This is a genomic window from Pantoea sp. E956-1 (assembly GCF_982223955.1).
This window is the reverse complement of sequence record NZ_CEUYZP010000012.1, coordinates 117,552-142,573: the sequence shown is the minus strand read 5'-3', so window position 1 is coordinate 142,573 and position 25,022 is coordinate 117,552. Positions and strand designations below refer to the sequence as shown.

Sequence of the window (25,022 nt, the reverse complement as noted above, 5' to 3'; positions counted from 1 at the left end):
AAGAATTTGCCTGGCGGCTTTAGCGCGGTGGTCCCACCTGACCCCATGCCGAACTCAGAAGTGAAACGCCGTAGCGCCGATGGTAGTGTGGGGTCTCCCCATGCGAGAGTAGGGAACTGCCAGGCATCAAATTTAGTGTGCTGATATGGCTCAGTTGGTAGAGCGCACCCTTGGTAAGGGTGAGGTCCCCAGTTCGACTCTGGGTATCAGCACCAGTTAAGACACGAGTTCGGTAAATAAAAGAATTTGCCTGGCGGCTGTAGCGCGGTGGTCCCACCTGACCCCATGCCGAACTCAGAAGTGAAACGCCGTAGCGCCGATGGTAGTGTGGGGTCTCCCCATGCGAGAGTAGGGAACTGCCAGGCATCAAATAAGAGAGAGCCCTTTGCGTATGCGAAGGGCTTTTTTCGTTGTGGAAAACCGCGATAAAACTCCCTCTGCACGGCGTATCTGTCTGTTTATCCATAACAGTAACAGGTCAGTAAGCGTATTAAAGCGGCTGTTCAGGCCATAAAAAACCCGGCACCAGGCCGGGTAGTAAGATAACTGAACGTCTGATCAGTGAATAACCTGCGATAAAAACGCCCGGGTACGCTCCGATTTTGGATTCGCAAAGAACTCCTGTGGCGGCGCGACTTCGACGATCTCTCCCCGATCCATAAAGATCACCCGATCAGCCACCGTCCGGGCAAAGCCCATCTCATGAGTGACGCACAGCATGGTCATTCCATCCTCAGCCAGACCAATCATCGTATCCAGAACCTCCTTAACCATCTCAGGATCAAGCGCTGACGTGGGTTCATCAAACAGCATAATTTTGGGCTTCATACAGAGTGAACGGGCGATGGCGACACGTTGCTGCTGTCCGCCAGAGAGCTGACCTGGAAATTTATGTGCATGCTCGGCAATACGTACGCGTTCCAGATAGTGCATGGCCAGCTCATCCGCTTCCTTCTTTGGAATCTTCCTCACCCAGGAAGGTGCCAGCGTGCAGTTCTGCAATACCGTCAGGTGTGGAAAGAGATTGAAGTGCTGGAAGACCATCCCGACTTCGGTGCGCACGCGCTCAATGTTACGAACGTCATCATTAAGATGGATACCGTCAACAACAATGCGGCCTTGCTGATGCTCTTCCAGATGGTTGATACAGCGGATCGTCGTCGATTTGCCGGAGCCGGAAGGTCCGCACAGTACGATGCGTTCACGGGGTTTAACCTGCAGGTTAATGTCTTTCAGTACGTGGAACTGCCCGTACCATTTATTCACGTTCTCAAGCGAGATCATCAACGCGTCGGAAGAGTGTGTCATAGAGTCAGTCATGTAAAACCTCAGTGCGATGTACGCCCGGTGTGAAAGCGCTTTTCCAGATACTGGCTGTAGCGCGACATGCTAAAACAGAAAATCCAATAGACCAGTGCTGCAAAGACATAACCTTCAGTCGACATGCCCAGCCAGGTCGGATCGACCGTTGCCTGCTGAACGCTACTGAACAGATCGAAAAGACCAATGATGATGACCAGGCTGGTATCTTTAAACAGTGCGATAATGGTATTAACCAGACCGGGAATCGTGAGCTTCAGCGCCTGCGGCAGAATAACCAGCATCTGCGTCTTCCAGTAGCCCAGCGCCAGAGATTCGGCTGCTTCATACTGACCCTTCGGTAGTGCCTGCAGGCCACCGCGAACTACCTCTGCCACATAGGCGGACTGGAACAGAATGACGCCGACCAGCGCGCGCACCAGCTTGTCGATGTTAGTGCCTTCAGACATAAACAGCGGTAGCATCACGGATGACATAAACAGAACGGTAATCAGCGGCACGCCGCGCCAGAATTCGATAAAGATTATCGACAGCGTGCGAACGACCGGCATACGTGAGCGACGGCCCAGCGCCAGCAAAATACCCAGCGGCAGCGCACCGGCAATACCCACCGACGCGATAATCAGCGTCAGCGTTAATCCGCCCCACTGACGCGTTTCGACACGTTCCAGCCCCAGATAGCCGCCATACAGCAGAAACCAGACAACCACCGGATAGATGACAGCCCAGGCAGCAATGTAGCGTCCACGATACGGCAGGCTCCTCAGGAACATCGGCACAATCGACAACAGGCCGATCACCAGCGCCAGGTTAATACGCCAGCGCAACTCATGCGGGTAAAGCCCATACATGAACTGGCCGAAACGAGCATGGATAAAGACCCAACAGGCACCTTCTTTGGTGCAATCAGCGCGCGTGGTGCCGATCCAGTTTGCCTGAAAGACCAGCCAGTTCAGCGCGGGCGGAATGACGTGCCAGATGACCCAGATGCAAAACAGCGTCAGTAGCGTATTAAACCAGCTGGAAAACAGGTTCTTACGAGCCCACAGCCAGGTGCGACTGACCAGATTCATCGGGACGGGGGGCGTTTCATGCGTAGTCACAGACATAGTTATCCCGTTCTCTTAACGCTCAACCAGCGCAATTTTGCGGTTGTAGAAGTTCATAAGCAGCGATATCAGCAGACTGATAATCAGGTAAACGCCCATCGTGATAGCAATCGTCTCGATGGCCTGACCGGTCTGATTCAGTACCGATCCGGCGAACAGCGACACCATATCGGGATAACCGATAGCGGCGGCGAGTGAGGAGTTCTTCACGATGTTCAGATACTGGCTGGTCAGTGGCGGAATAATGACGCGCATGGCCTGAGGAATAATCACCTGGCGCAGCGTAACCGGATTAGGCAGTCCAAGCGACCGCGCCGCTTCATGCTGACCATAGGGGACCGACTGAATCCCGGAGCGGATCACCTCAGCAATAAACGACGACGTATAAATCGACAGTGCCAGTGTGAGTGCTGCCAGTTCCGGTATCATCACCGAGCCGCCACGGAAATTGAAACCGCGCAGTTGCGGCACATCCCAGTGCGTGGCTGGGCCAAACCCCAGGTACGCAAGTAAAGGAAAGAGAATCAGCATCGCAACGGCAGCAGGCCATGTCCGACGTAACTGACCGGTTTTCAGCTGATGTTTACGGTTAAAGCGGTACAAACCATAGCTCACAGCCGCGGCCAGAAGCAGTGCGATAAGAAACGGCCAGCTGCCTGGTGCATAGGTCGGCCACGGAACGTAGAGTCCGCGATTACTGACATAGGCCAGATCAAAAGCATTCAGCGCCTGACGTGGCCCCGGCAGATTGCGCAAGACTGCAAAGTACCAGAAGAAGATTTGCAGCAGGGGTGGGATATTACGGAAGGTTTCGATATAGATATTCGAGAGTTTCCGTAGCAGCCAGTTGTCAGAAAGGCGGGCAAGACCGACCGCGAATCCGAGAATCGAAGCGAAAACAATACATAGTGCAGAAACCAGCAACGTGTTGGTTAATCCGACCAGAAACACGCGCGCGTAGGTATCTCCCTCAGTGTACTCAATCAGATGCTGAACGATGCCGAAACCGGCAGTGCGCTCAAGAAATCCAAACCCCGATGTTATGCCGCGATTGGCAAGGTTAATAATGGTGTTATGCACCAGATAACCCACCACACCAAGCACCGCGACGACGGCGATGAGCTGATAAATCCAGGCGCGAACCGTGGGATTACCAAATGAAAAATCCCTTTTCACGGTTGGGCGTTGTGACATGTTGAAACCTCAGTAACGAAAGCTGGGGTAGGGCACCGCAGAATAGGGTGCCCGATTAGTGAGGTCTGTTAACGTACCGGAGGTGCGTACTGAATACCGCCCTGGTTCCACAACGCATTCTGACCACGTGCGATCTTCAGTGCGCTATCTTTACCGACGTTACGGTCAAAGCTTTCCTGATAGTTACCCACCTGTTTGACGATGTTGTAGGCCCACTTGTTATCCAGCTTCAGATCCTTACCAAAATCACCTTCTGCGCCCAGGAAGTGTGCCATGTCTGGTGTGGTCGGCTTAGCCGTCATCTGATCAACGTTTTTCGAGGAAATACCCATCTCCTCCGCATTCAGCATGGCGTAGAGCGACCACTTCACGATGGTGAACCAGTCATCATCACCACGACGCACCAACGGCCCCAGCGGCTCTTTGGAGATCACTTCGGGCAGGACAATAAATTCGTCTGGTTTGCCCAGCTTAATGCGTAATGCGTAAAGCTGAGACTGGTCAGATGCCAGCGTATCGCAGCGTCCGCTATCCAGCGCCTTAGCCGACTCATCAGAGCGGTCGAAGGTCACCGGCGTATATTGCATTTTGTTGGCTTTGAAGAAATCCGCCACGTTCAGCTCGGTGTCGGTTCCCGCCTGGATACAGACAGTGGCGCCATCCAGCTCTTTCGCGCTTTTCAGACCGGCTTTCTGGTGAGTCAGGAAGCCGATACCGTCGTAATAGTTCACGCCCGCAAACAGGAAGCCCATGCCGCCATCGCGCGATGAGGTCCAGGTGGTATTACGTGAAAGCACATCCACCTCCCCTGACTGCAGGGCGGTAAAGCGCTCTTTCGCGGTCAGCGGGGTATATTTCACTTTGGTCGCATCACCAAACACAGCGGCAGCCGTCGCACGACACACATCCACATCGATACCGGTAAACTTGCCGCCAGCATCTGCATAGGAGAAGCCCGGCAAGCCGTCACTGATACCACATTGAACAAAACCTTTTTTCTTTATCGCATCCAGTGTGGTGCCTGCGTGTGCTTGCTGAGCAATGGCAACCAGCGAGGCAGCAGCGATCAGCGTAGAGAGCATCATCTTTTTCATAAAGCATCCTGTGTGGCGGGATCATGTTGTTATGTTTGCGCACTTTAGTGTGCGTTTTTCCTGTCTGTGGCGGTCAGCCATCCACGACTCTGCAAAGCTGATGCCAGGTTTGCAGGATCCTGAATTCGTATGAAAGAACGGTTAATAATCGGAAGCACTTAGAAAGTTCCGCTAATATGGCGCACCAAAAGGAAGCAATGCGAGTCGACCCGATCACATTTAGTGCAAATAGTTTCACTATGTGGGAGCAGTGTGAGCATTCACTCAGGCAGAAATGTATGAAGAAATTGCGTTGCTTTTTAATGCGCAGAAAGTCACATACCCAGTGGTGGCGGGGATGCGCAGCGAGGTGAGAGTCAGGCAGGTACTAAGTCAAATAAAAGCGGGCGAAAGCGAGAGGGTGAAATATCACGCCAGCAATTGCAACTACAGTTACCATATCAGGGACAACTGTTTCACTATCATTGCCGTGGCTTTGTGCGTCGACGCACAAATAAAAACGCCAGCCCGAAGGCTGGCGTGATTTACAGACAGAACCAAAAATCAGTTCATGCCGTATTTTTTCAATTTCTTACGCAGCGTACCGCGGTTAATACCCATCATCAGGGCAGCACGGGTCTGATTGCCACGGGTATACTGCATCACCATGTCCAACAGAGGCTGCTCGACTTCAGCCAAAACCAGCTCATACAGGTCGCTCACATCCTGACCATTCAGTTGAGCAAAATAGTTCTTCAGTGCCTGTTTAACCGAATCACGCAAAGGTTTTTGAGTTACCTGATCCTGTGAGTTAACGGTAGAAACGGTCAGTACGTCAGAATTTACGCGTTGTTCGAACATAGTTCTTTCAGCTCTTTATTTCGTTACGCAAGATTTTCGAAGTATGCCTCCAACGCCTCCAGCTGTTCGCTGGCATCCTCAATGGCGTTGAATGTGCGCCGAAACTGGTCATTCGGGGCGTGCTCCTGCAGGTACCAGGAGACGTGCTTTCGCGCTATACGGTATCCCTTGCCTGAACCGTAAAAGTCGTGCAGCTCACGTATATGCGAAACAAGCAAGCGCTTGACCTCTGCCATCGGCAGCGGGGCAAGCAACTCCCCAGTGTCCAGATAATGCTGGATTTCCCGGAAGATCCACGGTCTTCCCTGAGCGGCACGTCCTATCATCAGAGCATCGGCCCCTGTATAGTCGAGCACCGCTCTGGCTTTATGCGGGTCAGTTATGTCTCCATTCGCGATAATCGGAATGGAGACACTCTGCTTAACTGTCCGAATGCTGTCATATTCAGCTTCTCCGTTGAACAGGCAGGCACGAGTGCGGCCATGTATCGTCAGAGCCTGTATACCGCAGCGTTCAGCCAATTGGGCAATCGCGACACAGTTCCTGTTTTCAGGATCCCAGCCAGTACGAATTTTCAGCGTAACCGGCACATTCACTGCATTAACCACTGCGGAGAGAATAGACTCCACCACGGTGGGGTATTGCAGCAAGGCTGAACCCGCCATTTTGCGGTTCACCTTCTTGGCAGGGCATCCCATATTAATGTCGATAACCTGTGCACCAGCCTCAACATTAATGCGTGCAGCTTGCGCCATTTCACTGGGATCGCAACCGGCAATTTGCACGGCGCGAATGCCTGGCTCATCGCTGTGAACCATACGTAATCGAGATTTGTCGCTTGCCCAGACTTCCGGGTTAGAAGACAACATCTCAGAAACTGCCATGCCTGCACCCATTTCGTGACACAGCGCCCTGAACGGCCTGTCGGTAATACCGGCCATCGGTGCTGCAATCAGTCGATTTCTCAGCTGGAGGTTTCCAATACGCATGAAGTCAGAATGGCCATACTGTGTCTGCAAGGCGGCGTATATTACGCATTTTTGCAGGAAGATGAAAGGCCAAACTTTGAACAATCAGCAAGAAAGATCAATGAAATCCGGGCAGTGCTTAGGGGTCTTTATTATTATTCTTAAATATCAATAGGTTAATAATTTATGCTGAAATTGTGAACAAAAGTTTTTCCAGAAAAGTACGCCAATTCGCCAGATAAAAAACGTCACATGCCGTGATTAACGATACAAGCATCCATTTCAAAACGTGAAAGCCCGCAGCTTACGCTACGGGCTGGCTGAATATTCCGTTAAGGCACGTTGTGTCGGGCAGAGCGATATCAGAAGGGTCAGACCGGCGCTAAATTCAGGATTTAATCCCGGTAATCCGGCACCACTCCTCTTTAACTGCGACCGGATCGAGCGTGAACTCGCTGACATACGCTTCGCAGACGCTCTCTGCCTGGCTCTCTAACACGCCCGAGAGGCCCAGATGACCGCCAGACTTCGGCAGTACGCTGATCAGCGGTGCCAGTTCACGTAGCGGGCCAGCCAGGATATTGGCCACCACTACATCAGCCTGCAGATTGTCCGGTTGCTGGTGGGGCAGGTAGAGCGACAGGCGATCGGAGACGCCGTTGCGTTCAGCATTATCCCGGCTGGCCTGAATAGCCTGCGGATCAATATCAATCCCGATCGCCTGAGCCGCGCCCAGCTTCAGTGCGGCGATCGCCAGGATCCCCGAGCCACAGCCGAAATCGATCACCGTTTTGCCCACCAGATCCAGCCCATCAAGCCAGGTAAGGCAGAGTGAGGTGGTCGGATGCGTGCCGGTCCCAAATGCCAGGCCGGGATCGAGCATCACGTTGACGGCATCGGGATCCGGCACATCACGCCAGCTCGGACAGATCCAGAGCCGCTCACCGAAGCGCATCGGATGGAAGTTTTCCATCCATTCGCGCTCCCAGTCTTTATCTTCGATCTGCTCGATCCGGTGACGAAAACCGGCGCCCAGCAACGGATGCTGCGCCAGTTCGGCGGTAATCGCGGCCATATCAGTTTCTGCATCGAACAGGCCGATAACATCGGTATCGCCCCACAGGCGCGTTTCACCTGGCAGCGGCTCATACACCGGCGTGTCGTTGGTATCCTGAAAGGTCACTGAAACCGCACCGATGTCCATCAGCGCATCGCTCAGCGTTTCCGCGTGTTCACCTGAGCTGTTAATTTTGATTTGAATCCACGGCATAACGTCTCTCTTTCCGTCAATGTTGCGGCGCGTCGACCGTTTGCGGCGCGCGTCCAAACAGGTTGCCCACTAAAAATGCCAGCAGGCTCAAAAGCAGTGAGGGCACAATAGGATGAAAACCCAGAATCTGCAGGTTCAGGCTCGCCAGAAAAGCGTAGCAGCCTCCACCCACCACCATGCCGGTGATGGCGCCCGCGGCATTAGCGCGTTCCCAGTAGAGGCCCAGTACCAGTGGCCAGAGGAAAACCGCCTCAAGGCCGCCAAAGGCCAGCAGGTTAAGCCAGATAATCATATCGGGTGGGTTCCAGGCCGCAATCAGCAGCAGGATACCCAGTGCGAACGTAATGGTGCCAGATAACCGTCGCAGCCGCGTCTCATTTTCCAGTTGCTGTGGCGCGACGCGCAGATAGAGATCTTTGATCAGCGTGGCCGAAGCCTGTAACAGCTGGGCATTAATGGTCGACATAATGGCGGCCATAGGTGCTGCCAGAAACAGTCCGGCGGCTAACGGCGGCAGCACGGTGATCATTAGTGTAGGGATAACACTATCCGGCACGGTCAGATTCGGCAGAACCGCCCGGCCCAGCGCACCGGCCAGATGCATTCCCAGCATCAGAATCGCCACCACAATAGTGCCCAGAATAATGGCCCGATGGACTGCCTTACTGTCTTTATAAGAGATGCACCGCACCGCAGTATGCGGCAAGCCAATCACCCCAAAGCAGACCAGCACGACAAACGAGCTGAGGAACGTCGGCGTTATAATCTCACCCGGCCCCTGCGGCGACAGTAAAGCAGGATCGATGTCATGCAGTTTCTGGACGGCCGTGCTCAGGCCGCCAGCCTGATGAATCACCGCGAACAGCAGCAGAAAGGTGCCAATCAGCATCACGACGCCCTGCATGGCGTCATTGAGTACGCTGGCACGGAATCCGCCGAAAGCGGTGTAGAGCGCAATAGTGCCGCCAAAAATCAGCAGACCGGTATCATACGGAATGCCTGCGGCGGTTTCGAGCAGCCGCGCACCGCCAATAAACTGCACCGTCATGGCACCGATAAAGGCAACCAGCAGACTCAGACTCGCCAGCCAGATCAGCAGCGGGCTCTGATAGCGGGCGTAGAGCATGTCATTCAGCGTCACCGCATTATATTTACGTGCCAGAATGGCAAACTTTTTTCCCAGCACACCCAGCGACAGCCAGACGGCAGGCACCTGCACCATCGCCAGCAATACCCATCCCAGCCCATATTTGTAAGCGGCACCGGGGCCACCAATAAACGAGCTGGCGCTGATATAGGTGGTGGTGAGCGTCATCGCCAGCACAAATCCACCCATGGAGCGGCTGCCAAGAAAATATTCAGTGAGGAAGCTGCCTTCACGCCTTTTACGGACGGCAAAGACTGACAGCGCAGCAACCAGCACCAGATAAATCAGTAACGGCAGAACAATTTCACTGTTCATTTTTATCCTCCAGCGGCATGTCGCGGAAAATGACCCGCACCATCATCCAGCACAGGAATATGAACAACAGGGGAGCAAACAGGCAGGAGAGTTCGAACCAGCGCGGCAGACCGGTCATACCAATTTCACGTCCGCCCAGCCAGGCTGAAAGCCCCCAGGCAGCAAGCCAGAGCAGGGTGAGATAGAGCGACCAGCGCGCCTCTTTATGTGCCTGTTTAAAACGAGCATCCATGATTCAACCTTAACGCCAGCGGCAAAAGAAAAAGGCCGGATTAACCGGCCTCTGACTGACTCAGCGTTGCGTTTACTTCTCGTGCAAGCCGAGTTTTTTCTCCAGATAGTGGATATTGGTTCCACCGTGCTGGAAGTTTTCGTCGGACATGATTTTCATCTGCAGTTCAACGTTGGTTTTGATACCGTCGATGATCAGTTCCGCCAGCGCATTCTTCATGCGGGCAATAGCCACGTCGCGCGTTTCGCCATAGGTGATCAGCTTACCGATCATGGAGTCGTAATACGGCGGTACGGTGTAGCCTGAGTAGATATGCGACTCCCAGCGCACGCCAAAACCGCCTGGCGCGTGGAAGCGGGTGATTTTACCCGGGCTTGGCAGGAAGGTAACCGGATCTTCAGCGTTAATACGGCACTCGACCGCATGCCCGCGAATCACCACTTCGTCCTGTTTGATCGACAGTGGCTGACCGGCAGCGATGCGCAGCTGCTCTTTGATCAGATCCACACCGGTGATCATCTCGGTCACCGGATGTTCCACCTGAATACGGGTGTTCATCTCAATGAAGTAGAACTCACCGTTTTCATACAGGAACTCAAAGGTACCAGCACCGCGATAGCCAATCTCAATACAGGCTTTAGCACAGCGATTGCCGATAAAGCGACGCTGTTCTTCCGTAATACCTGGACCTGGGGCTTCTTCGACCACTTTCTGGTGACGACGCTGCATGGAGCAGTCACGTTCGCCCAGATAGATCGCGTTGCCCTGGCCGTCAGCCAGGACCTGAATTTCGATGTGACGCGGATTCTCCAGATACTTCTCCATGTAAACCATGTCGTTGCTGAAAGCCGCTTTGGCTTCCGCTTTCGTCATGTTGATGGATTGTTCCAGATCTTTGTCGCTGCGCACGACGCGCATACCACGACCGCCGCCGCCGCCAGAGGCTTTGATGATGACCGGATAACCGATGCGCTTCGCAAAGGCACGGTTTTTTTCCATATCATCGGTCAGCGAACCGTCAGAGCCCGGTACGGTTGGGACGCCTGCTTTCTTCATCGCATTGATCGCAGAGACTTTATCACCCATCAGGCGAATGGTGTCTGCTTTCGGGCCGATAAAGATAAAGCCGGAGCGCTCAACCTGCTCGGCAAAATCGGCATTCTCAGAGAGGAAGCCGTAGCCTGGGTGAATCGCCACCGCGCCGGTGATCTCTGCAGCAGAGATCAGCGCCGGGATGTTGAGGTAACTTTTAACTGACTGCGCCGGGCCGATGCAGACGGTTTCGTCTGCCAGCAGCACGTGCTTCAGGTCACGATCCGCGCTTGAGTGTACCGCAACAGTTTTGATGCCCAGTTCTTTACAGGCACGCAGAATGCGCAGTGCGATCTCGCCACGGTTAGCAATAACAATTTTATCCAGCATGATCTGCCCCGTTACTCGATGATAACCAGTGGCTCGTCAAATTCGACCGGCTGACCGCTTTCAACCAGGATAGCTTTCACCACGCCTGATTTGTCAGCTTCGATCTGGTTCATCATTTTCATGGCTTCGACGATGCACAAGGTATCGCCGGCATTCACTTTCTGACCGACTTCCACAAAGGCTTTCGCATCCGGGCTCGGCGTGCGGTAGAAGGTGCCTACCATCGGTGAACGCACGATGTGACCGCTGATTTCAGCCGGTGCCGCTTCGGCAATCGCTGCAACAGGGGCAACGGCGGTTGCCAGAGCAGGCTGTTGAACTGGCGGAGCGTAAGCCTGCTGCATCATCGGGTAACCCACGTTTGCAGGTGCACGGCTGATGCGAACGGACTCTTCACCTTCAGAAATTTCCAGCTCAGAAATGCCAGACTCTTCAACCAGTTCGATCAGTTTTTTAATTTTACGAATATCCATGAGTGGGGTTCCGTACTCAGTTTGATTAATTAGTTTGAGACAGGCGTTTTACTGCCGTTTGTAAAGCCCATGTGTAGCCGTCAGCGCCAAGCCCACAGATCACGCCAGCAGAGACATCAGAAAGATAGGAGTGATGGCGGAAGGGCTCGCGGGCATGCACGTTGGAGAGATGAACCTCGATAAACGGTATTTCGACCGCCAGCAGGGCATCACGTAGTGCGACACTGGTATGGGTAAACGCGGCAGGATTAATAATGATGTAATCCACATTGCCTTTGGCCTCATGAATGCGATCAATGAGCTGAAACTCAGCATTGGTTTGCAGGTGGCTCAATTCCACATTCAACTGGTCTGCCTGACGTGTCAAATCGTCAACGATCTGACGCAGCGTGGTATGACCATACTTCTCAGGTTCACGGGTTCCCAACAGGTTCAGGTTGGGTCCGTTTAAAAGCAGAATATGTAATTTATGCGCCATCGTGCTGCCATCTCCCGCAATCATTGAGGCATCGCGTAAAATACCTTGCGAATCTTCATTTGTCACCTTTGACAATGAAAAAGAAGACCCGACGAGCAATAAAGCCGGGCATTATATCCGTTTCGTGTCATTTCGCAGCAAAATACTGGTCTTATCTGCGAAGATGATCGGATGTGGCCTGCGGGCCACATCTTTTATCAGAAAACAGCAGAGGAAAACAACGGGTGAAGCGCTAGCGAGGCCACCATTTGAGAAATTTTTTGTAACGCCAGGCTAACAGAATCGCAGCGAGTAGTGCGTAGATAAGTGGCTGGGGTGACACGGTTTTCACTGACCAGATATAGTGAATCGGCACCAGGATCGCGACAAGATAGACTGCGTTGTGCAGGGTTTGCCAGCGCTTACCGAGCTTACGCTGAGCGCGCTGAAACGATGTCAGTGTCAGGGCCAGTAATATCAGCCAGCTGATAATACCCAGTGTCAGATAGGGACGGGAAATCAGTTCGCTGCCCAGCAGACGCAGATTGTCAGCGCCCAGCTCCAGCAGGTAATAGCTCAGCAGATGGAGAGAGGCCCAGACAAACGTCCAGACGCCAAGCAGGCGTCGGGTACGGATTAACAGCGGTTGCCTGCCGTAACGTGCCAGCGGTGAGACCAGCAGCGTACCCAGCAGCAGTTTCAGCGCCATTCGGCCGGTAAAATGCTGAATATCTTTTGCCGGATCCGCACTCAGGCCACCCTGCATCGCGGCAAGAACCAGATAAACCAGTGGCAACAGAGCCGCAAGATGCAGAATCACCTTAAGCCAGGTGATCTGTTTTATCGACAGGCGTACCACCTAATAATTCTCCCGTAAATCCAGACCACGATAGAGCGACGCAACCTGTTCGGCATAGCCGTTAAACAGCAGTGTTGGCTGACGTTCGACCTTCAGACTGCCGCCAGGGCCGATAAAGCGCTCAGTGGCCTGCGACCAGCGTGGATGATTGACGTGCGGATTCACATTGGCATAAAAACCATATTCATCTGTGGCGATCTGGTTCCAGGTCGTTGGTGGCTGTGTAGCGGTCAGCGTGATTTTGACAATCGACTTAATGCCCTTAAAACCATATTTCCACGGTACCGTCAGACGAATCGGCGCGCCATTCTGCGGCGGCAGCGCTTTGCCATAGACGCCGGTCGTCAGTATCGTCAGCGGATGCATCGCTTCATCCAGACGTAAACCTTCAACATAGGGATAATTGAGGCCGCCGCCAATAAAGCGATCTTTCTGGCCAGGCATCTGCTCGGGATCGTACAGTGTCTGGAAGGCGACAAAACGCGCTTTGCTGGTGGGTTCCGCCAGAGAGATAAGCTTATTTAACTCAAAGCCTATCCAGGGCACCACCATCGACCAGGCTTCTACGCAGCGCATGCGATAGATTCGCTGCTCCATGGCAAACCGTTTAAAAATGTCATCCATATCCAGGGTCACAGGCTTAGCCACTTCGCCATCAATGGTCAGTTTCCAGGGTTCTGTTTTCAGCGTACCGGCATTGGCAGCCGGATCGGCCTTATCCAGCCCGAACTCATAAAAATTGTTATAGCCGGAAACTTTATCCGCAGGCGTTAAGGTCAGATCAGCCTGATACTGCGCGGGTTTGGTAAAGTCCAGTGGCCGGCCTGCTGGCGCGGGTGGGCGATCGTTGCCTTTGAACCAGCTGAGAATATCGGCTTGCGCCACGCCCGGCATACCCATCGCCGCTGCGCTCAGTCCCAGCGTTTTCAGCACCTGGCGGCGCTTCATATTAAAAATGCTTTCCGGCGTTACGTCGGCTTCGGTCAGACAGGGTGTGCGTTTCATGTTGCCTTCTCCAGACAGGATGTCATTAACCAGCATGATGACTATTACTGATATCAGCCAGTTTCGCCGTGAAAATGTGAAATTTCCTGGCTGGCCGGTACGATGAGAATGCACTGAAAAGTGCCAGGATCAACGTCAGCGATGATATCCCGACGATATACTTCGGCTTCAGACGTCCCGGCGATGTCGGCAACGGCAAATTATGCTATTTTGCTCGCGTTTTCGTCAGGCTGACGGTACAAGGTTGGGTGATTCGGTTATCACCGCAGTAATACAGGCACAGGGATGCGATTAACCACAAAATTATCTGCGTTTATTACCTTTTTAAGCCTGCTGGCAATGTCGTTGATGCTGGCAGGCTGTGCATTCAGTGTTTTCTGGTTCAGTCATCAGCGGGTTGAACATCGGGCGCAGATACTGGCGACCGAAGTGGATCAGGCGATGTTCACCCAGACGCCAGCAGAGTTGCAAGACTGGCTCACGCGTATGATGCCGATAATGAATGCCGAGCAGATTTCCCTTCACAATGGCAAACAAACTTTTCTTACCCTCTCCCGACACGAAAACCAGATGCTTGAAGACGAGCCAAATCGTTTTCTTCAGGTCGATGTGCCGTTGATGCATCAGACCGGCTTGCAGCTGCGGGTCATCACACTTGATCCTGCCAAAACCTGGCTACGTTCCATCACCGGCACCTACACGCTGGGCATCCTGTTTACCGTTATGCTGGTGATGAGTCTGGTGCTGCTACTGATGCATCGCTGGCTCAGTCGTCAGTGGCGTGGCATGGAGCATCTTGAAGTGCGGGCCGAGGCGATTATCAGCGGGGAGCGCGGCGTAATGCCGAAACGGGGGGTGGATGAGTGGCCACCCAGGGCGAGCCGCGCACTGGATGTGTTGCTGGCGGATCTGCAGGAAGCGGGTGAGCAGCGTCTGCGTATCGACACGCTGATCCGCACCTTTGCTGCGCAGGATGGCCGCACCGGCCTCAATAACCGGCTGTTCTTTGATAACCAGCTCGCCACCCTGCTGGAGGATCAGGAAGCTGTCGGTACCCATGGTGTGGTGATGATGGTGCGCCTGCCCGATCTGGACACGCTGAAGGATTCGCTGGAGCCGGGGCTGGTTGAGGAGTATCTCTTTAATTTCGTCAACATGCTCTCCACCTTTGTGCTGCGCTACCCCAGCGCCCTGCTGGCACGCTATTTTCGCAGTGATTTTGCCGTGCTACTGCCGCATCGCAGCCTCAAAGAGGCAAACAGTATTGCCGATCAGCTGATTAATGCCGTCGATTCTCTGCCGCCGATGCGCATGGTGAATCGTGATGATCTCATCCACATCGGTATCAGCGCCTGGCACAGCGGACAGACCGTGCCGCAGGTAATGGAAAATGCCGAAATGGCCACCCGACGTGCGGCACTGCTGGGCGGCAATAACTGGACCAATGGTGCCGGAAATCCGCAGGACGCCGGGCGGGGCAGTGTGCGCTGGCGAACCCTGCTGGAAAACACGCTTAGCCGTGGTGGTCCGCGGCTATACCATAAACCCACCGTCAATATTGAGGGTAAGGTACAGCATCGGGTAATGCTGACTCGTATCTTCGACGGCGATAAAGAGGTGCTGGCCGCAGAATATATGCCACTGGTGCAACAGCTCGGCATGGCTGATGCCTGGGATCGCCAACTGATGACCCGCATTGCAGCACTTTCTGAACTCTGGCCGGAAGAGACGCTGGTAATCCCGGTGACGATTACCTCACTTCTGCAACGTTCTTTTGTCCTCTGGTTGCAGAACATGTTGCTGCAGTGCCCAAAAGCACAAAGAAAACGATTTTTATTTGAACTTGCCGAGGCAGATGTTTGTCAACACATCAACCGTTTAACGCCAGTTTTCCGCGCACTTAAGGCTTTTGGCTGTCGGGTTGCGGTGAATCAGGCGGGTCTGACCGTGGTCAGCAGCGCTTACATACGACAGCTGCCGCTGGAACTGATCAAGCTTGATGCCGGACTGGTGCGCAACATTGAACGGCGGACCGAAAACCAGCTGTTCGTACAGAGTCTGCTGGAAGTCTGTAAGTGCACGAACATTCAGGTGTTTGCTACCGGTGTCCGCACTAAAGCGGAGTGGCAGACATTAGTGGCGCTTGGGGTAGCGGGTGGGCAAGGTGACTTTTTTGCCCCTTCGCTTCCTGTTAACAGTAACGTGAAGAAGTATTCACAACGTTACCGTATTTAACCCATTGCCGTCGTGTTGAGGGCGATTTGCGATTTTTTTAATGTCAGGTCGCATCTGAACCCATAACCTTCCTGTCGGAAATGTTAGATTTTATGTCGGGCATTGAGAGGGAGAATCGTGCGGAATGCAGTGCTGATGGCGTCTGGTCGCCATTCAACTGCTCCGGATCGTCGGTTCAGATGACTTAAACGCAATCAGGCCTCTTTTTTCACCGGAGCAGAACGTTTTTGCGCCTTGTGGCGGCTTCGTGTGGTTGTTAAAGTAAGCGGATTTTATTTTCCGCCCCCAGCTTGCAGGATTATCCCTTAGTATGTTTAAAAAATTTCGTGGCATGTTTTCCAACGACTTGTCCATTGACCTGGGTACTGCGAATACCCTGATTTACGTGAAAGGACAGGGCATCGTGCTGAACGAGCCTTCCGTGGTCGCTATTCGACAGGATCGTGCTGGTTCACCGAAAAGTGTCGCGGCCGTGGGCCATGACGCCAAACAGATGCTTGGCCGTACGCCAGGCAATATCGCAGCAATTCGCCCAATGAAAGATGGCGTTATCGCTGACTTCTTCGTGACCGAAAAGATGCTGCAACACTTCATCAAGCAGGTTCACAGCAACAGTTTTATGCGTCCCAGCCCGCGTGTGCTGGTCTGCGTACCCGTCGGGGCAACGCAGGTTGAACGTCGTGCGATTCGTGAATCCGCTCAGGGCGCAGGCGCGCGTGAAGTCTTTCTGATTGAAGAGCCGATGGCTGCAGCAATTGGTGCGGGTCTGCCCGTGTCGGAAGCGACCGGCTCAATGGTCGTGGATATTGGTGGCGGTACCACAGAAGTGGCGGTGATCTCACTGAACGGTGTGGTGTACTCCTCGTCAGTGCGTATTGGGGGCGATCGTTTCGATGAAGCTATTATTAATTATGTGCGTCGTAACTACGGTTCACTGATCGGCGAAGCGACCGCAGAACGTATTAAGCATGAGATCGGTTCCGCTTATCCGGGTGATGAGGTCCGTGAGATCGAAGTGCGTGGTCGTAACCTGGCAGAAGGTGTGCCGCGCGGCTTTACACTGAACTCTAATGAAATTCTGGAAGCGCTGCAGGAGCCCTTAACCGGCATCGTTAGCGCGGTGATGGTTGCCCTTGAGCAGTGTCCGCCTGAGCTGGCTTCAGATATCTCGGAGCGCGGCATGGTGCTGACCGGTGGTGGTGCGTTACTGCGCAACCTGGATCGTCTGCTGATGGAAGAGACGGGCATTCCGGTTGTAGTTGCTGAGGATCCACTGACCTGTGTGGCTCGCGGTGGCGGCAAAGCACTGGAAATGATCGACATGCATGGCGGCGATTTGTTCAGCGAAGAATAATTGCCTCAACCGGCTGAGAACGCAATGATCATGCGAGGGAGTGGCATGTGAACCGGCGCAATCTTTGCCGGTGCAGTGCGTTCAGCCCAGGGAAGCGCGGTGTTTTGCCGTGGCTTCCTTACCTGTTGTCGAGGATCACGCAGATTATATGAAGCCGATTTTTAGCAGGGGACCTTCCCTGCAGTTGCGTCTTTTCCTGGCGGTTATCGTGGCGATTGCCATTATCATTGCCGACAGTCGTGTGGGTTCGTTCACCCAAATACGCAACTATCTGGATACGTCGGTCAGTCCGTTTTACTTCCTGGCCAATGGGCCACGCCAGCTGCTGGATGGTGTGTCAGAGTCGCTGGCGTCGCGTCAGCAACTGGAGCAGGAAAACAAAGCGTTACGTCGTGAGCTCTTCCTGAAAAACAGTAACCTGCTAATGCTGGGGCAATATAAGCAGGAAAACGCACGCCTGCGTGAACTGCTGGGTTCACCACTGCGTCAGGATGAGCAAAAAATGGTGACACAGGTCATCTCCACCGGCACCGATCCTTACACCGACCAGGTGGTAATCGATAAAGGCAGCGTTAACGGTGTCTATGAAGGCCAGCCAGTCATTAGTGATAAAGGGGTAGTCGGTCAGGTTATCGCTGTCGGACAACTCACCAGCCGTGTTCTGCTGATCTGTGATGCGTCACATGCCCTGCCAATTCAGGTGCTGCGTAATGACATTCGTGTGATTGCCGCAGGTAACGGCTGTACTGAAGATCTCCAGCTTGAGCATCTGCCGGGTAATACGGATATTCGCGTCGGTGATGTGCTGGTGACTTCAGGTATTGGTGGCCGATTCCCTGAAGGCTATCCGGTAGGTGTGGTTTCCTCGGTAAAAGTGGATACCCAGCGCGCCTATACGGTGATTCAGGCGCATCCGACAGCGGGTCTGCAGCGCCTGCGTTACCTGCTGCTACTGTGGGGTGCCGATCGCAATGGTGATATGCCGCTGCCGCAGGATGAAGTTCATCGCGTTGCGAACGAACGTCTGATGCAGATGATGCCGCAGGTCTTACCGCCTGCCGGTGAAATGGGGCCGCCTGCGCCTGCCGTACAAATGGGACCGCCAGCACCGTCAACCAGCAGTAGCAGTGGACAAAGCAACTCCTCGCGTTCACGCGGGGGGCAGCCTTGAGTCGATATCGCAGCCAGGGACGTTGGGTCATCTGGCTCTCCTTCCTGGTTGCGCTTGTCCTGCAGATCATGCCGTGGCCGGATGAAATTTATATGTTCCGGCCCTCCTGGCTGCTGTTGATTCTCATCTATTGGGTGCTCGCACTGCCACATCGGGTCAATGTCGGCAGCGGATTTGTGCTGGGTGCCATCATGGATCTGATTGCGGGCTCCACGCTCGGCGTACGGGCGCTGGCGCTCAGTATCATCGCCTACCTGATTGCTTTTAAGTTCCAGTTATTCCGCAACTTAGCGTTGTGGCAGCAAGCGTTAATGGTTATGGTGCTGTCGCTGGCGATGGATGTGATTGTCTTCTGGGCTGAATTCCTGGTAATCAACGTTTCATTCCGACCTGAAATTTTCTGGAGCAGTGTCGTCGACGGTATTCTCTGGCCCTGGCTATTCTTATTAATGAGAAAAATTCGTCGTCAGTTCGCTGTTCAATAAGGAAATTTATGGTAACCCTCTATCTTGCTTCCGGTTCACCGCGTCGTCGTGAGCTGTTAACTCAACTTGGGCTGACATTCGAGCGCATCGTGACTGACGTTGAAGAGCAGCGTCAGCCGAACGAAGCGGCAGAGATCTATGTCCGCCGTCTGGCCAATGATAAAGCGCAGGCGGGCGTAAAACTGGCCGCGCAGGATCTGCCGGTGCTGGGCGCGGATACGATAGTGGTGCTGAATGGCGAAGTGCTGGAAAAGCCGCGCGATGCCGCCGATGCGCGCGCGATGCTGCATAAACTCTCTGGTCATACGCATCAGGTGATGACGGCGGTAGCGCTGGCCGACAGCCAGCAGGCGCTGGATTGCGTCGTGACCACTGATGTGACATTCCGCACCTTAACCGCGATCGACATCGACGACTATATCGCGACCGGCGAGCCAATGGATAAAGCGGGTGCATACGGTATTCAGGGCAGGGGAGGAAACTTTGTCCGCAAAATTAATGGAAGCTACCATGCAGTGGTCGGATTACCCTTGGTTGAGACAGGGGAGTTGATCAGCCATTTCGAGTCACTGCGTGCCGTAAGGGGTCAACATGACGGCTGAATTACTGGTAAATGTCACGCCTTCTGAAACACGTGTTGCCTATATTGACGGCGGCATACTGCAGGAAATTCACATTGAGCGTGAAGCGCGCCGCGGCATCGTTGGCAATATTTATAAGGGACGTGTAAGCCGTGTATTGCCCGGCATGCAGGCCGCCTTTGTTGATATCGGGCTGGAAAAAGCAGCCTTTCTGCACGCCTCGGACATCATGCCGCATACGGAATGTGTGGCAGGCGACGAAAAGAAAAACTTTATCGTACGGGATATCGCCGAGCTGGTGCGCCAGGGACAGGATCTGGTAGTTCAGGTCGTCAAAGATCCGCTGGGCACCAAAGGTGCCCGGCTGACCACAGACATCACTCTGCCTTCGCGTTACCTGGTCTTTATGCCAGGCGCATCGCATGTGGGTGTCTCTCAGCGCATTGAGAGTGAGAAAGAGCGCGATCGGCTTAAAGCGGTCGTGGCTGACTACTGCGACGATCTGGGCGGTTTTATTATCCGTACCGCCGCAGAAGGCATCGGGGAAGAAGAACTGGCGCAGGACGCGGCTTTTCTCAAACGACTCTGGACCAAAGTCAGCGAGCGTAAAAAGCGCAATCAGACCCGCTGCCTGCTCTATGGTGAGCTGGCTCTGGCCCAGCGTATTCTGCGTGATTTTGCGGGCGCAGCCCTGGATCGCATCCGGGTCGACTCTCGCCTGACCTGCGACATGCTGATGGAATTTACCGGTGAATATATCCCGGAAATGGCCGGTAAGCTGGAGCTCTACAGCGGTAAACAGCCTATTTTCGACCTGTTTGACGTCGAAAATGAGATTCAGCGCTCGCTGGATCGAAAAGTTGAACTAAAGTCAGGCGGATATCTGATCATCGATCAGACCGAAGCGATGACCACCATTGATATCAATACGGGTGCGTTTGTTGGCCACCGCAACCTGGATGAGACGATCTTTAATACCAATGTTGAAGCCACTCAGGCGATCGCGCGTCAGCTGCGACTGCGTAATCTTGGTGGCATCATCATTATCGACTTCATCGATATGAGCAACGAAGACCATCGCCGCCGGGTACTGCATTCCCTGGAAAGCGCGCTCAGTAAAGATCGGGTTAAAACCGGTATTAATGGTTTCTCGGCGCTGGGTCTGGTGGAGATGACGCGTAAGCGTACCCGCGAAAGCATTGAGCACGTTTTGTGCCAGGACTGCCCGGTCTGCAAAGGGCGCGGCACGCTGAAAACGGTTGAAACGGTTTGCTATGAAATCATGCGTGAGATTGTCCGGGTTCATCACGCTTATGATTCTGACCGCTTTCTGGTCTATGTTTCACCGACGGTGGGTGAGGCGTTAAAAACTGACGAGTCTCATGCACTGGCTGAAGTCGAAATCTTTGTCGGCAAGCAGGTTAAAGTTCATGTTGAGGCGCTCTACACGCAGGAGCAATTCGACGTGGTGATGATGTAACGCCAGCCCGGTCACCGGTTTCTTCGGATATCGGGCTGAAAAATCGCCCTTGTTTGAGATAAAATGCGCGTTTCAACGCTTTTATCGGGAGACGGTCGGGTATGAGAACCAACTATCCGTCGTTTACGGAACACAAGGAGAGGCGTGAGTGAGGCAGTTGCCGAGGATTTTGTTACTGCTGGTCGCGGCAATCATCGTGATTGTCGCGCTGCTGGTCAGCGGATTGCGTCTGGTGATGCCGCATCTCGACAGCTATCGCAGCAACCTTCTGCAATTTATCTCTGATCGTAGCGGTGTGCCGGTCAACGCCAGCCAGTTAGAGGGTAAATGGGAGAATTTTGGCCCCACTCTGCAGGTTCGCGATCTTAACGTCGATCTGCATGAGAACGGCAAACTCACGATCAAACGCATTAATCTGGCTCTCGACGTCTGGCAGTCCCTGCTGCACTGGCGCTGGCAGTTTCGCGATCTGACCTTCTGGCAGTTGCACCTCGACACTAATCGTCCGCTGCTGGATAACGACAAAGAGAAAAACAGCTTCCGTCCGGCGCAGATCAACGAACTCTTCCTGCGGCAATTTGACCACTTTGACCTGCGTGACAGCACCATCCGTTTCCGCACCCCTTCCGGTCAGCATGCTGAGCTGGCGATCCCGCGACTTACCTGGGTTAATGAAGATAACCGCCACCGGGCCGAAGGCGAAGTCAGTCTGTCGAGCTTCACCGGCCAGCACGGCGTGGTTCAGGTGCGGCTTGATCTCAACGACAGCAACGGTCTGCTCAATGACGGCCGTATCTGGATGCAGGCCGACGATGTGGACATGCGTCCGTGGCTGGGCCGCTGGGTGCGCGACAATACCCGGCTGGACAGCGCCCGATTTAGCCTGGCGGCCTGGGTTAACCTGCGCGATGGCGACATCTACGCCGGCGATCTGCTGCTGCGCAAGGGCGGAGCCAGCTGGCAGGGCGAGACCGGACGACACCGCATTGAAGTCGATGGGCTGACTGCGCACCTCTCACGTTTCCAGAATGGCTGGGTGGTCAATGTGCCACAAACCCGGCTCAGCACCGACGGCCACGCCTGGCCCGCAGGCCACTTCTCTCTTTTATGGCGTCCTGAAGACAAGCAGATGCTGGGACCGGATGGTCAGCCGGAAGTGCGGGTTCGCGCTACACAACTGGTACTGAGTCATATTGCGCCAATTATACCGCTGTTTGCGCCGCTCTCTCCGGCGCTGTTTGAAAACTGGCAGACGCTGCAGCCACAGGGCACCATCGATGGCCTGGCGCTGGATATTCCGTTACAGCAGCCTGAAAAAACCCGCGTACAGGTGAAGTGGCGTGATTTCAGCTGGCAGCACTGGAAACTGCTGCCGGGCATCAGCCATTTAAGCGGGGAAGCGCGCGGCAGCCTGAGCAATGGTCAGGTCAGTGTAAATATGGGGGCGGCGACCGTTCCCTACGGCGACATGTTCCAGGCACCGTTAGAGATTAAGCGGGTGACCGGTGCGCTGCGCTGGCTGAATGATGATCATGGCCTCACGCTGGCGGGTGAGAATCTTGATCTGCAGGCTCGCTCGCTCTGGGCGCGCGGCGACTTTAGTTACCAGCAGAATAGCGGCGGTGAGCCTCGTCTGGATATTCTGGCCGGTATCCGGCTTACCGATGCGGGCGATGCCTGGCGCTACTTCCCGGTGCCGCTGATGGGTAACAGCCTGACGCACTATCTGAGTGGGGCAGTGAAGGGGGGCAAGGTGGACAACGCCACACTGCTGTTTGCCGGTAATCCGGCGCTGTTCCCGTTCAAGCATAATGATGGCATGTTCCAGGTCTGGGTACCGCTTCGCCAGGCAACCTATGCGTTTCAGCCCAAATGGCCAGCGTTGAGCAATCTCGATATCGACCTTAACTTCCTGAATGACGGTCTGTGGATGAAAGCGCCAGCAGCGAAACTGGGCGAGGTGGACGCGCGTAACGTCACTGCGGTGATCCCCGACTATCTCAAAGAGAAATTGATCATTGATGGTGATATCAGTGGTGAAGGCCAGCAGATCGCGGACTATTTCGGGCAGACTCCGCTGAAACCTTCACTGGGTGCCGCGCTGGAGCAGCTGGAAATCAAAGGCCGCGTCGGCGGCCACCTGAATCTGGATATCCCGCTGGATGGTGAGCAGGTTCACGCCCGTGGCAATGTGGACCTGAACAATAATTCGCTGTTTATCAAACCGTTAAAAACCACCATTAACAATCTCTCAGGGCGCTTCCGTTACGACAATGGAAATCTGGCCAGTGAGGATCTGCGTGCGAACTGGTTTGGTCAGCCGATGGGCGTGCGTTTCAGCACCAAAGAGAATCCGGACGATTTTGGCGTGAACGTCAAACTTCAGGGCGACTGGCAGCCTGCTAAAATCAGCCAGCTTCCTGCAGCCGTCAGCAAGCAGTTGGGCGGAAATCTGCCGTGGCAGGGCGACGTCAATATTACGCTGCCCCATCATGGCGGCGCGCGTTATGACGTAACGCTGAACGGTAATGCAAAAGAAGTAAGTAGTCACTTACCTGCACCGCTCGATAAAAAAGCTGGTGAGGCGATGCCTGTTGCAATCAAGGCCAGTGGCGACCTGCACCATTTCGATCTCAGTGGCAGCGTTGATGCAAACCATCGCTTTAACAGCCGCTGGTTGCTGGAGCCGACGCTGCGCGTCGATCGTGGCATCTGGCTGAATGATGCGCAGAAAACACCTGCTCTGCCCGATCATCCCGGCATGGTGCTGAACCTGCCTGCGCTGGATGGCGAGGCCTGGGTGGCGATGATGGCCGCAGGGGGAGCATCCGCGGGCAGCGAGTCAGGCGGCGGCAGCGGCCTCAAAACGGGTGGCGTCACGCTGCCCGGCAATATCACGCTTCGCAGCCCGGCGGTCACCCTGGCCGGGCAGCAATGGCATGAGGTTGAAGCGACACTGGCTCAGAGTGCAGGCGGCAAGGGCCAGGTCGGCGTCAGGGCTAAAGAGCTGCGTGGTGCGCTGGCAATGGCACCGAAAGCACCGTGGCAGGTGAACCTGGATTACCTTTACTACAACCCGCAGTGGGATAACGGTGAAGGCAAAGGCGGCAAAGCGCCACCTCAAAAAGCCACGACCATTAATTTCAGCCAGTGGCCCGCTTTACAGTTGCGCTGTAAAGAGTGCTGGGTACTGGGTCAGAAATATGGTCAGGTCTCCGCGATGCTGCAACCCCGCGGAGATACGTTAGCGCTTACTAACGGAAAAGTGGATACTGGCAGTTCACAGCTGAAAATCAACGGGGAATGGGTTAACCGCCCGGACGACCAGCGCACTTCGCTGAAGGGCTCGCTGAAAGGCCCGAATATTAATAACGCGACCAACTGGTTTGGCGTCAACACGCCGCTGCGCGATGCGCCATTTGATATTGCGTATGACCTGCACTGGCGCTCTGCTCCCTGGCAGCCCTCGGCAGAGACGCTGAGCGGTACCCTGAAGACCCACTTTGGCAAAGGCCAGATCGCCGATGTGAATACCGGTGCCGCCGGAAAAATCCTGCGGCTGGTGAGCTTTGATGCGCTACTGCGCAAACTGCGCTTCGACTTTAGCGACACCTTCACCAATTCTTTCTACTTCGACTCGATTAACGGCACGGCCTGGATCGAAAACGGCATGATGCGCACCGATAATTTGCTGGTGGATGGCCTGGAAGCGGACATCGCGATGCAGGGTAATCTCGACCTGGTGAAGCGTCAGATCGATATGGAAGCGGTGGTTGCGCCGGAAATATCCGCCTCGGTTGGTGTGGCGACAGCGTTTGCCATCAATCCGGTAATTGGCGCGGCGGTGTTTGCCGCCAGTAAAGTTCTGGCGCCGTTGTGGAACAGGATATCGCTGCTGCGTTATCACATCAGTGGCCCGCTGGATAAACCGGAAATCAATGAAGTGCTGCGTAAACCGCGTGAAACTGACAACAAGTGAATTTGACGCCGTACCGGAATTACCGCAGGCTA

At 54.3% G+C, this 25,022-nt stretch carries 21 protein-coding genes, 1 tRNA gene and 2 rRNA genes; 10 read left to right on the top strand and 14 right to left on the bottom strand.

Features of this window, described 5'->3' with window-relative positions:
* The first annotated feature begins 9 nt into the window (after positions 1 to 9).
* The 3 genes from rrf (AC0T7J_RS22015) (at position 10) to rrf (AC0T7J_RS22005) (ending at position 365) form a co-directional block, all read left to right on the top strand.
* Positions 10 to 125: ribosomal RNA gene (gene rrf / locus AC0T7J_RS22015) — 5S ribosomal RNA — on the top strand.
* A gap of 14 nt (positions 126 to 139) precedes the next feature.
* Positions 140 to 215 (top strand) — tRNA-Thr (locus AC0T7J_RS22010).
* A 34-nt stretch (positions 216 to 249) separates the two neighbouring features.
* A 5S ribosomal RNA gene (gene rrf, locus AC0T7J_RS22005) occupies positions 250 to 365 on the top strand.
* A gap of 193 nt (positions 366 to 558) precedes the next feature.
* Here the strand turns inward: rrf (AC0T7J_RS22005) and AC0T7J_RS22000 are convergent.
* The 14 genes from AC0T7J_RS22000 to msrP all read right to left on the bottom strand — a co-directional run bounded on the left by AC0T7J_RS22000 (position 559) and on the right by msrP (position 13,705).
* On the bottom strand, positions 559 to 1,320 hold the full coding sequence (locus tag AC0T7J_RS22000; protein WP_090966293.1) for an amino acid ABC transporter ATP-binding protein: 762 nt from the start codon (positions 1,318 to 1,320) through the stop codon (positions 559 to 561).
* A gap of 8 nt (positions 1,321 to 1,328) precedes the next feature.
* Positions 1,329 to 2,429: an amino acid ABC transporter permease gene (locus AC0T7J_RS21995; protein WP_473797049.1), complete on the bottom strand. Its 1,101-nt coding sequence runs from the start codon at positions 2,427 to 2,429 to the stop codon at positions 1,329 to 1,331.
* A 15-nt stretch (positions 2,430 to 2,444) separates the two neighbouring features.
* Entirely contained in the window at positions 2,445 to 3,623 is a 1,179-nt protein-coding gene (locus tag AC0T7J_RS21990; protein ID WP_473797046.1) for an amino acid ABC transporter permease, read from the bottom strand.
* A gap of 68 nt (positions 3,624 to 3,691) precedes the next feature.
* Positions 3,692 to 4,717 (bottom strand): amino acid ABC transporter substrate-binding protein, encoded by a 1,026-nt coding sequence (locus AC0T7J_RS21985; RefSeq protein ID WP_031592705.1) that lies wholly within the window; start codon positions 4,715 to 4,717, stop codon positions 3,692 to 3,694.
* A gap of 543 nt (positions 4,718 to 5,260) precedes the next feature.
* Positions 5,261 to 5,557, bottom strand: coding sequence for a DNA-binding transcriptional regulator Fis (gene fis, locus AC0T7J_RS21980; RefSeq protein ID WP_003855228.1), 297 nt, complete (start codon positions 5,555 to 5,557; stop codon positions 5,261 to 5,263).
* Between the two features lie 23 nt (positions 5,558 to 5,580).
* Positions 5,581 to 6,546, bottom strand: coding sequence for a tRNA dihydrouridine synthase DusB (gene dusB, locus AC0T7J_RS21975; protein WP_008925814.1), 966 nt, complete (start codon positions 6,544 to 6,546; stop codon positions 5,581 to 5,583).
* Between the two features lie 367 nt (positions 6,547 to 6,913).
* Positions 6,914 to 7,795, bottom strand: a complete 882-nt coding sequence (prmA, locus tag AC0T7J_RS21970; RefSeq protein WP_064704068.1) for a 50S ribosomal protein L11 methyltransferase — start codon at positions 7,793 to 7,795, stop codon at positions 6,914 to 6,916.
* Between the two features lie 16 nt (positions 7,796 to 7,811).
* On the bottom strand, positions 7,812 to 9,257 hold the full coding sequence (panF, locus tag AC0T7J_RS21965; protein ID WP_473797041.1) for a sodium/pantothenate symporter: 1,446 nt from the start codon (positions 9,255 to 9,257) through the stop codon (positions 7,812 to 7,814).
* Positions 9,247 to 9,489 (bottom strand): YhdT family protein, encoded by a 243-nt coding sequence (locus AC0T7J_RS21960; protein ID WP_473797038.1) that lies wholly within the window; start codon positions 9,487 to 9,489, stop codon positions 9,247 to 9,249. Before AC0T7J_RS21960 ends, panF begins: the two co-directional genes overlap by 11 nt.
* Positions 9,490 to 9,561: 72 nt before the next feature.
* Entirely contained in the window at positions 9,562 to 10,911 is a 1,350-nt protein-coding gene (gene accC / locus AC0T7J_RS21955; RefSeq protein WP_473797035.1) for an acetyl-CoA carboxylase biotin carboxylase subunit, read from the bottom strand.
* A gap of 11 nt (positions 10,912 to 10,922) precedes the next feature.
* Positions 10,923 to 11,384: an acetyl-CoA carboxylase biotin carboxyl carrier protein gene (gene accB / locus AC0T7J_RS21950; RefSeq protein ID WP_473797032.1), complete on the bottom strand. Its 462-nt coding sequence runs from the start codon at positions 11,382 to 11,384 to the stop codon at positions 10,923 to 10,925.
* Positions 11,385 to 11,409: 25 nt separating this feature from the next.
* The gene (gene aroQ / locus AC0T7J_RS21945) at positions 11,410 to 11,862 is read right to left on the bottom strand and encodes a type II 3-dehydroquinate dehydratase (RefSeq protein ID WP_010256011.1); all 453 of its coding nucleotides are present in this window, start codon (positions 11,860 to 11,862) and stop codon (positions 11,410 to 11,412) included.
* 232 nt (positions 11,863 to 12,094) lie between these two features.
* Positions 12,095 to 12,700, bottom strand: coding sequence for a protein-methionine-sulfoxide reductase heme-binding subunit MsrQ (gene msrQ / locus AC0T7J_RS21940; protein WP_473797029.1), 606 nt, complete (start codon positions 12,698 to 12,700; stop codon positions 12,095 to 12,097).
* Positions 12,701 to 13,705 carry a protein-methionine-sulfoxide reductase catalytic subunit MsrP gene (msrP, locus tag AC0T7J_RS21935; protein WP_473797026.1) on the bottom strand — a complete coding sequence of 335 codons (1,005 nt, stop codon included), beginning with the start codon at positions 13,703 to 13,705 and terminating at the stop codon, positions 12,701 to 12,703.
* A 285-nt stretch (positions 13,706 to 13,990) separates the two neighbouring features.
* Between msrP and csrD the strand changes: the two genes are divergently transcribed.
* The 7 genes from csrD to yhdP all read left to right on the top strand — a co-directional run bounded on the left by csrD (position 13,991) and on the right by yhdP (position 24,990).
* Positions 13,991 to 15,940 carry an RNase E specificity factor CsrD gene (csrD, locus tag AC0T7J_RS21930; protein WP_473797023.1) on the top strand — a complete coding sequence of 650 codons (1,950 nt, stop codon included), beginning with the start codon at positions 13,991 to 13,993 and terminating at the stop codon, positions 15,938 to 15,940.
* A 310-nt stretch (positions 15,941 to 16,250) separates the two neighbouring features.
* On the top strand, positions 16,251 to 17,294 hold the full coding sequence (gene mreB, locus AC0T7J_RS21925) for a rod shape-determining protein MreB (RefSeq protein WP_003855260.1): 1,044 nt from the start codon (positions 16,251 to 16,253) through the stop codon (positions 17,292 to 17,294).
* Positions 17,295 to 17,442: 148 nt separating this feature from the next.
* Complete coding sequence (gene mreC / locus AC0T7J_RS21920) at positions 17,443 to 18,465, top strand: rod shape-determining protein MreC (RefSeq protein ID WP_473797018.1); 1,023 nt, start codon at positions 17,443 to 17,445, stop codon at positions 18,463 to 18,465.
* A complete protein-coding gene (mreD, locus tag AC0T7J_RS21915) occupies positions 18,462 to 18,950 on the top strand; it encodes a rod shape-determining protein MreD (RefSeq protein ID WP_010256045.1) in 489 nt (162 codons plus the stop codon). Before mreC ends, mreD begins: the two co-directional genes overlap by 4 nt.
* An 8-nt stretch (positions 18,951 to 18,958) precedes the next feature.
* Positions 18,959 to 19,552 carry a Maf family protein gene (locus tag AC0T7J_RS21910; protein ID WP_473797015.1) on the top strand — a complete coding sequence of 198 codons (594 nt, stop codon included), beginning with the start codon at positions 18,959 to 18,961 and terminating at the stop codon, positions 19,550 to 19,552.
* A complete protein-coding gene (rng, locus tag AC0T7J_RS21905; protein WP_473797012.1) occupies positions 19,542 to 21,011 on the top strand; it encodes a ribonuclease G in 1,470 nt (489 codons plus the stop codon). Before AC0T7J_RS21910 ends, rng begins: the two co-directional genes overlap by 11 nt.
* 148 nt (positions 21,012 to 21,159) lie before the next feature.
* A complete protein-coding gene (gene yhdP, locus AC0T7J_RS21900; RefSeq protein WP_473797009.1) occupies positions 21,160 to 24,990 on the top strand; it encodes an AsmA2 domain-containing protein YhdP in 3,831 nt (1,276 codons plus the stop codon).
* The last annotated feature ends 32 nt before the right edge of the window (positions 24,991 to 25,022 follow it).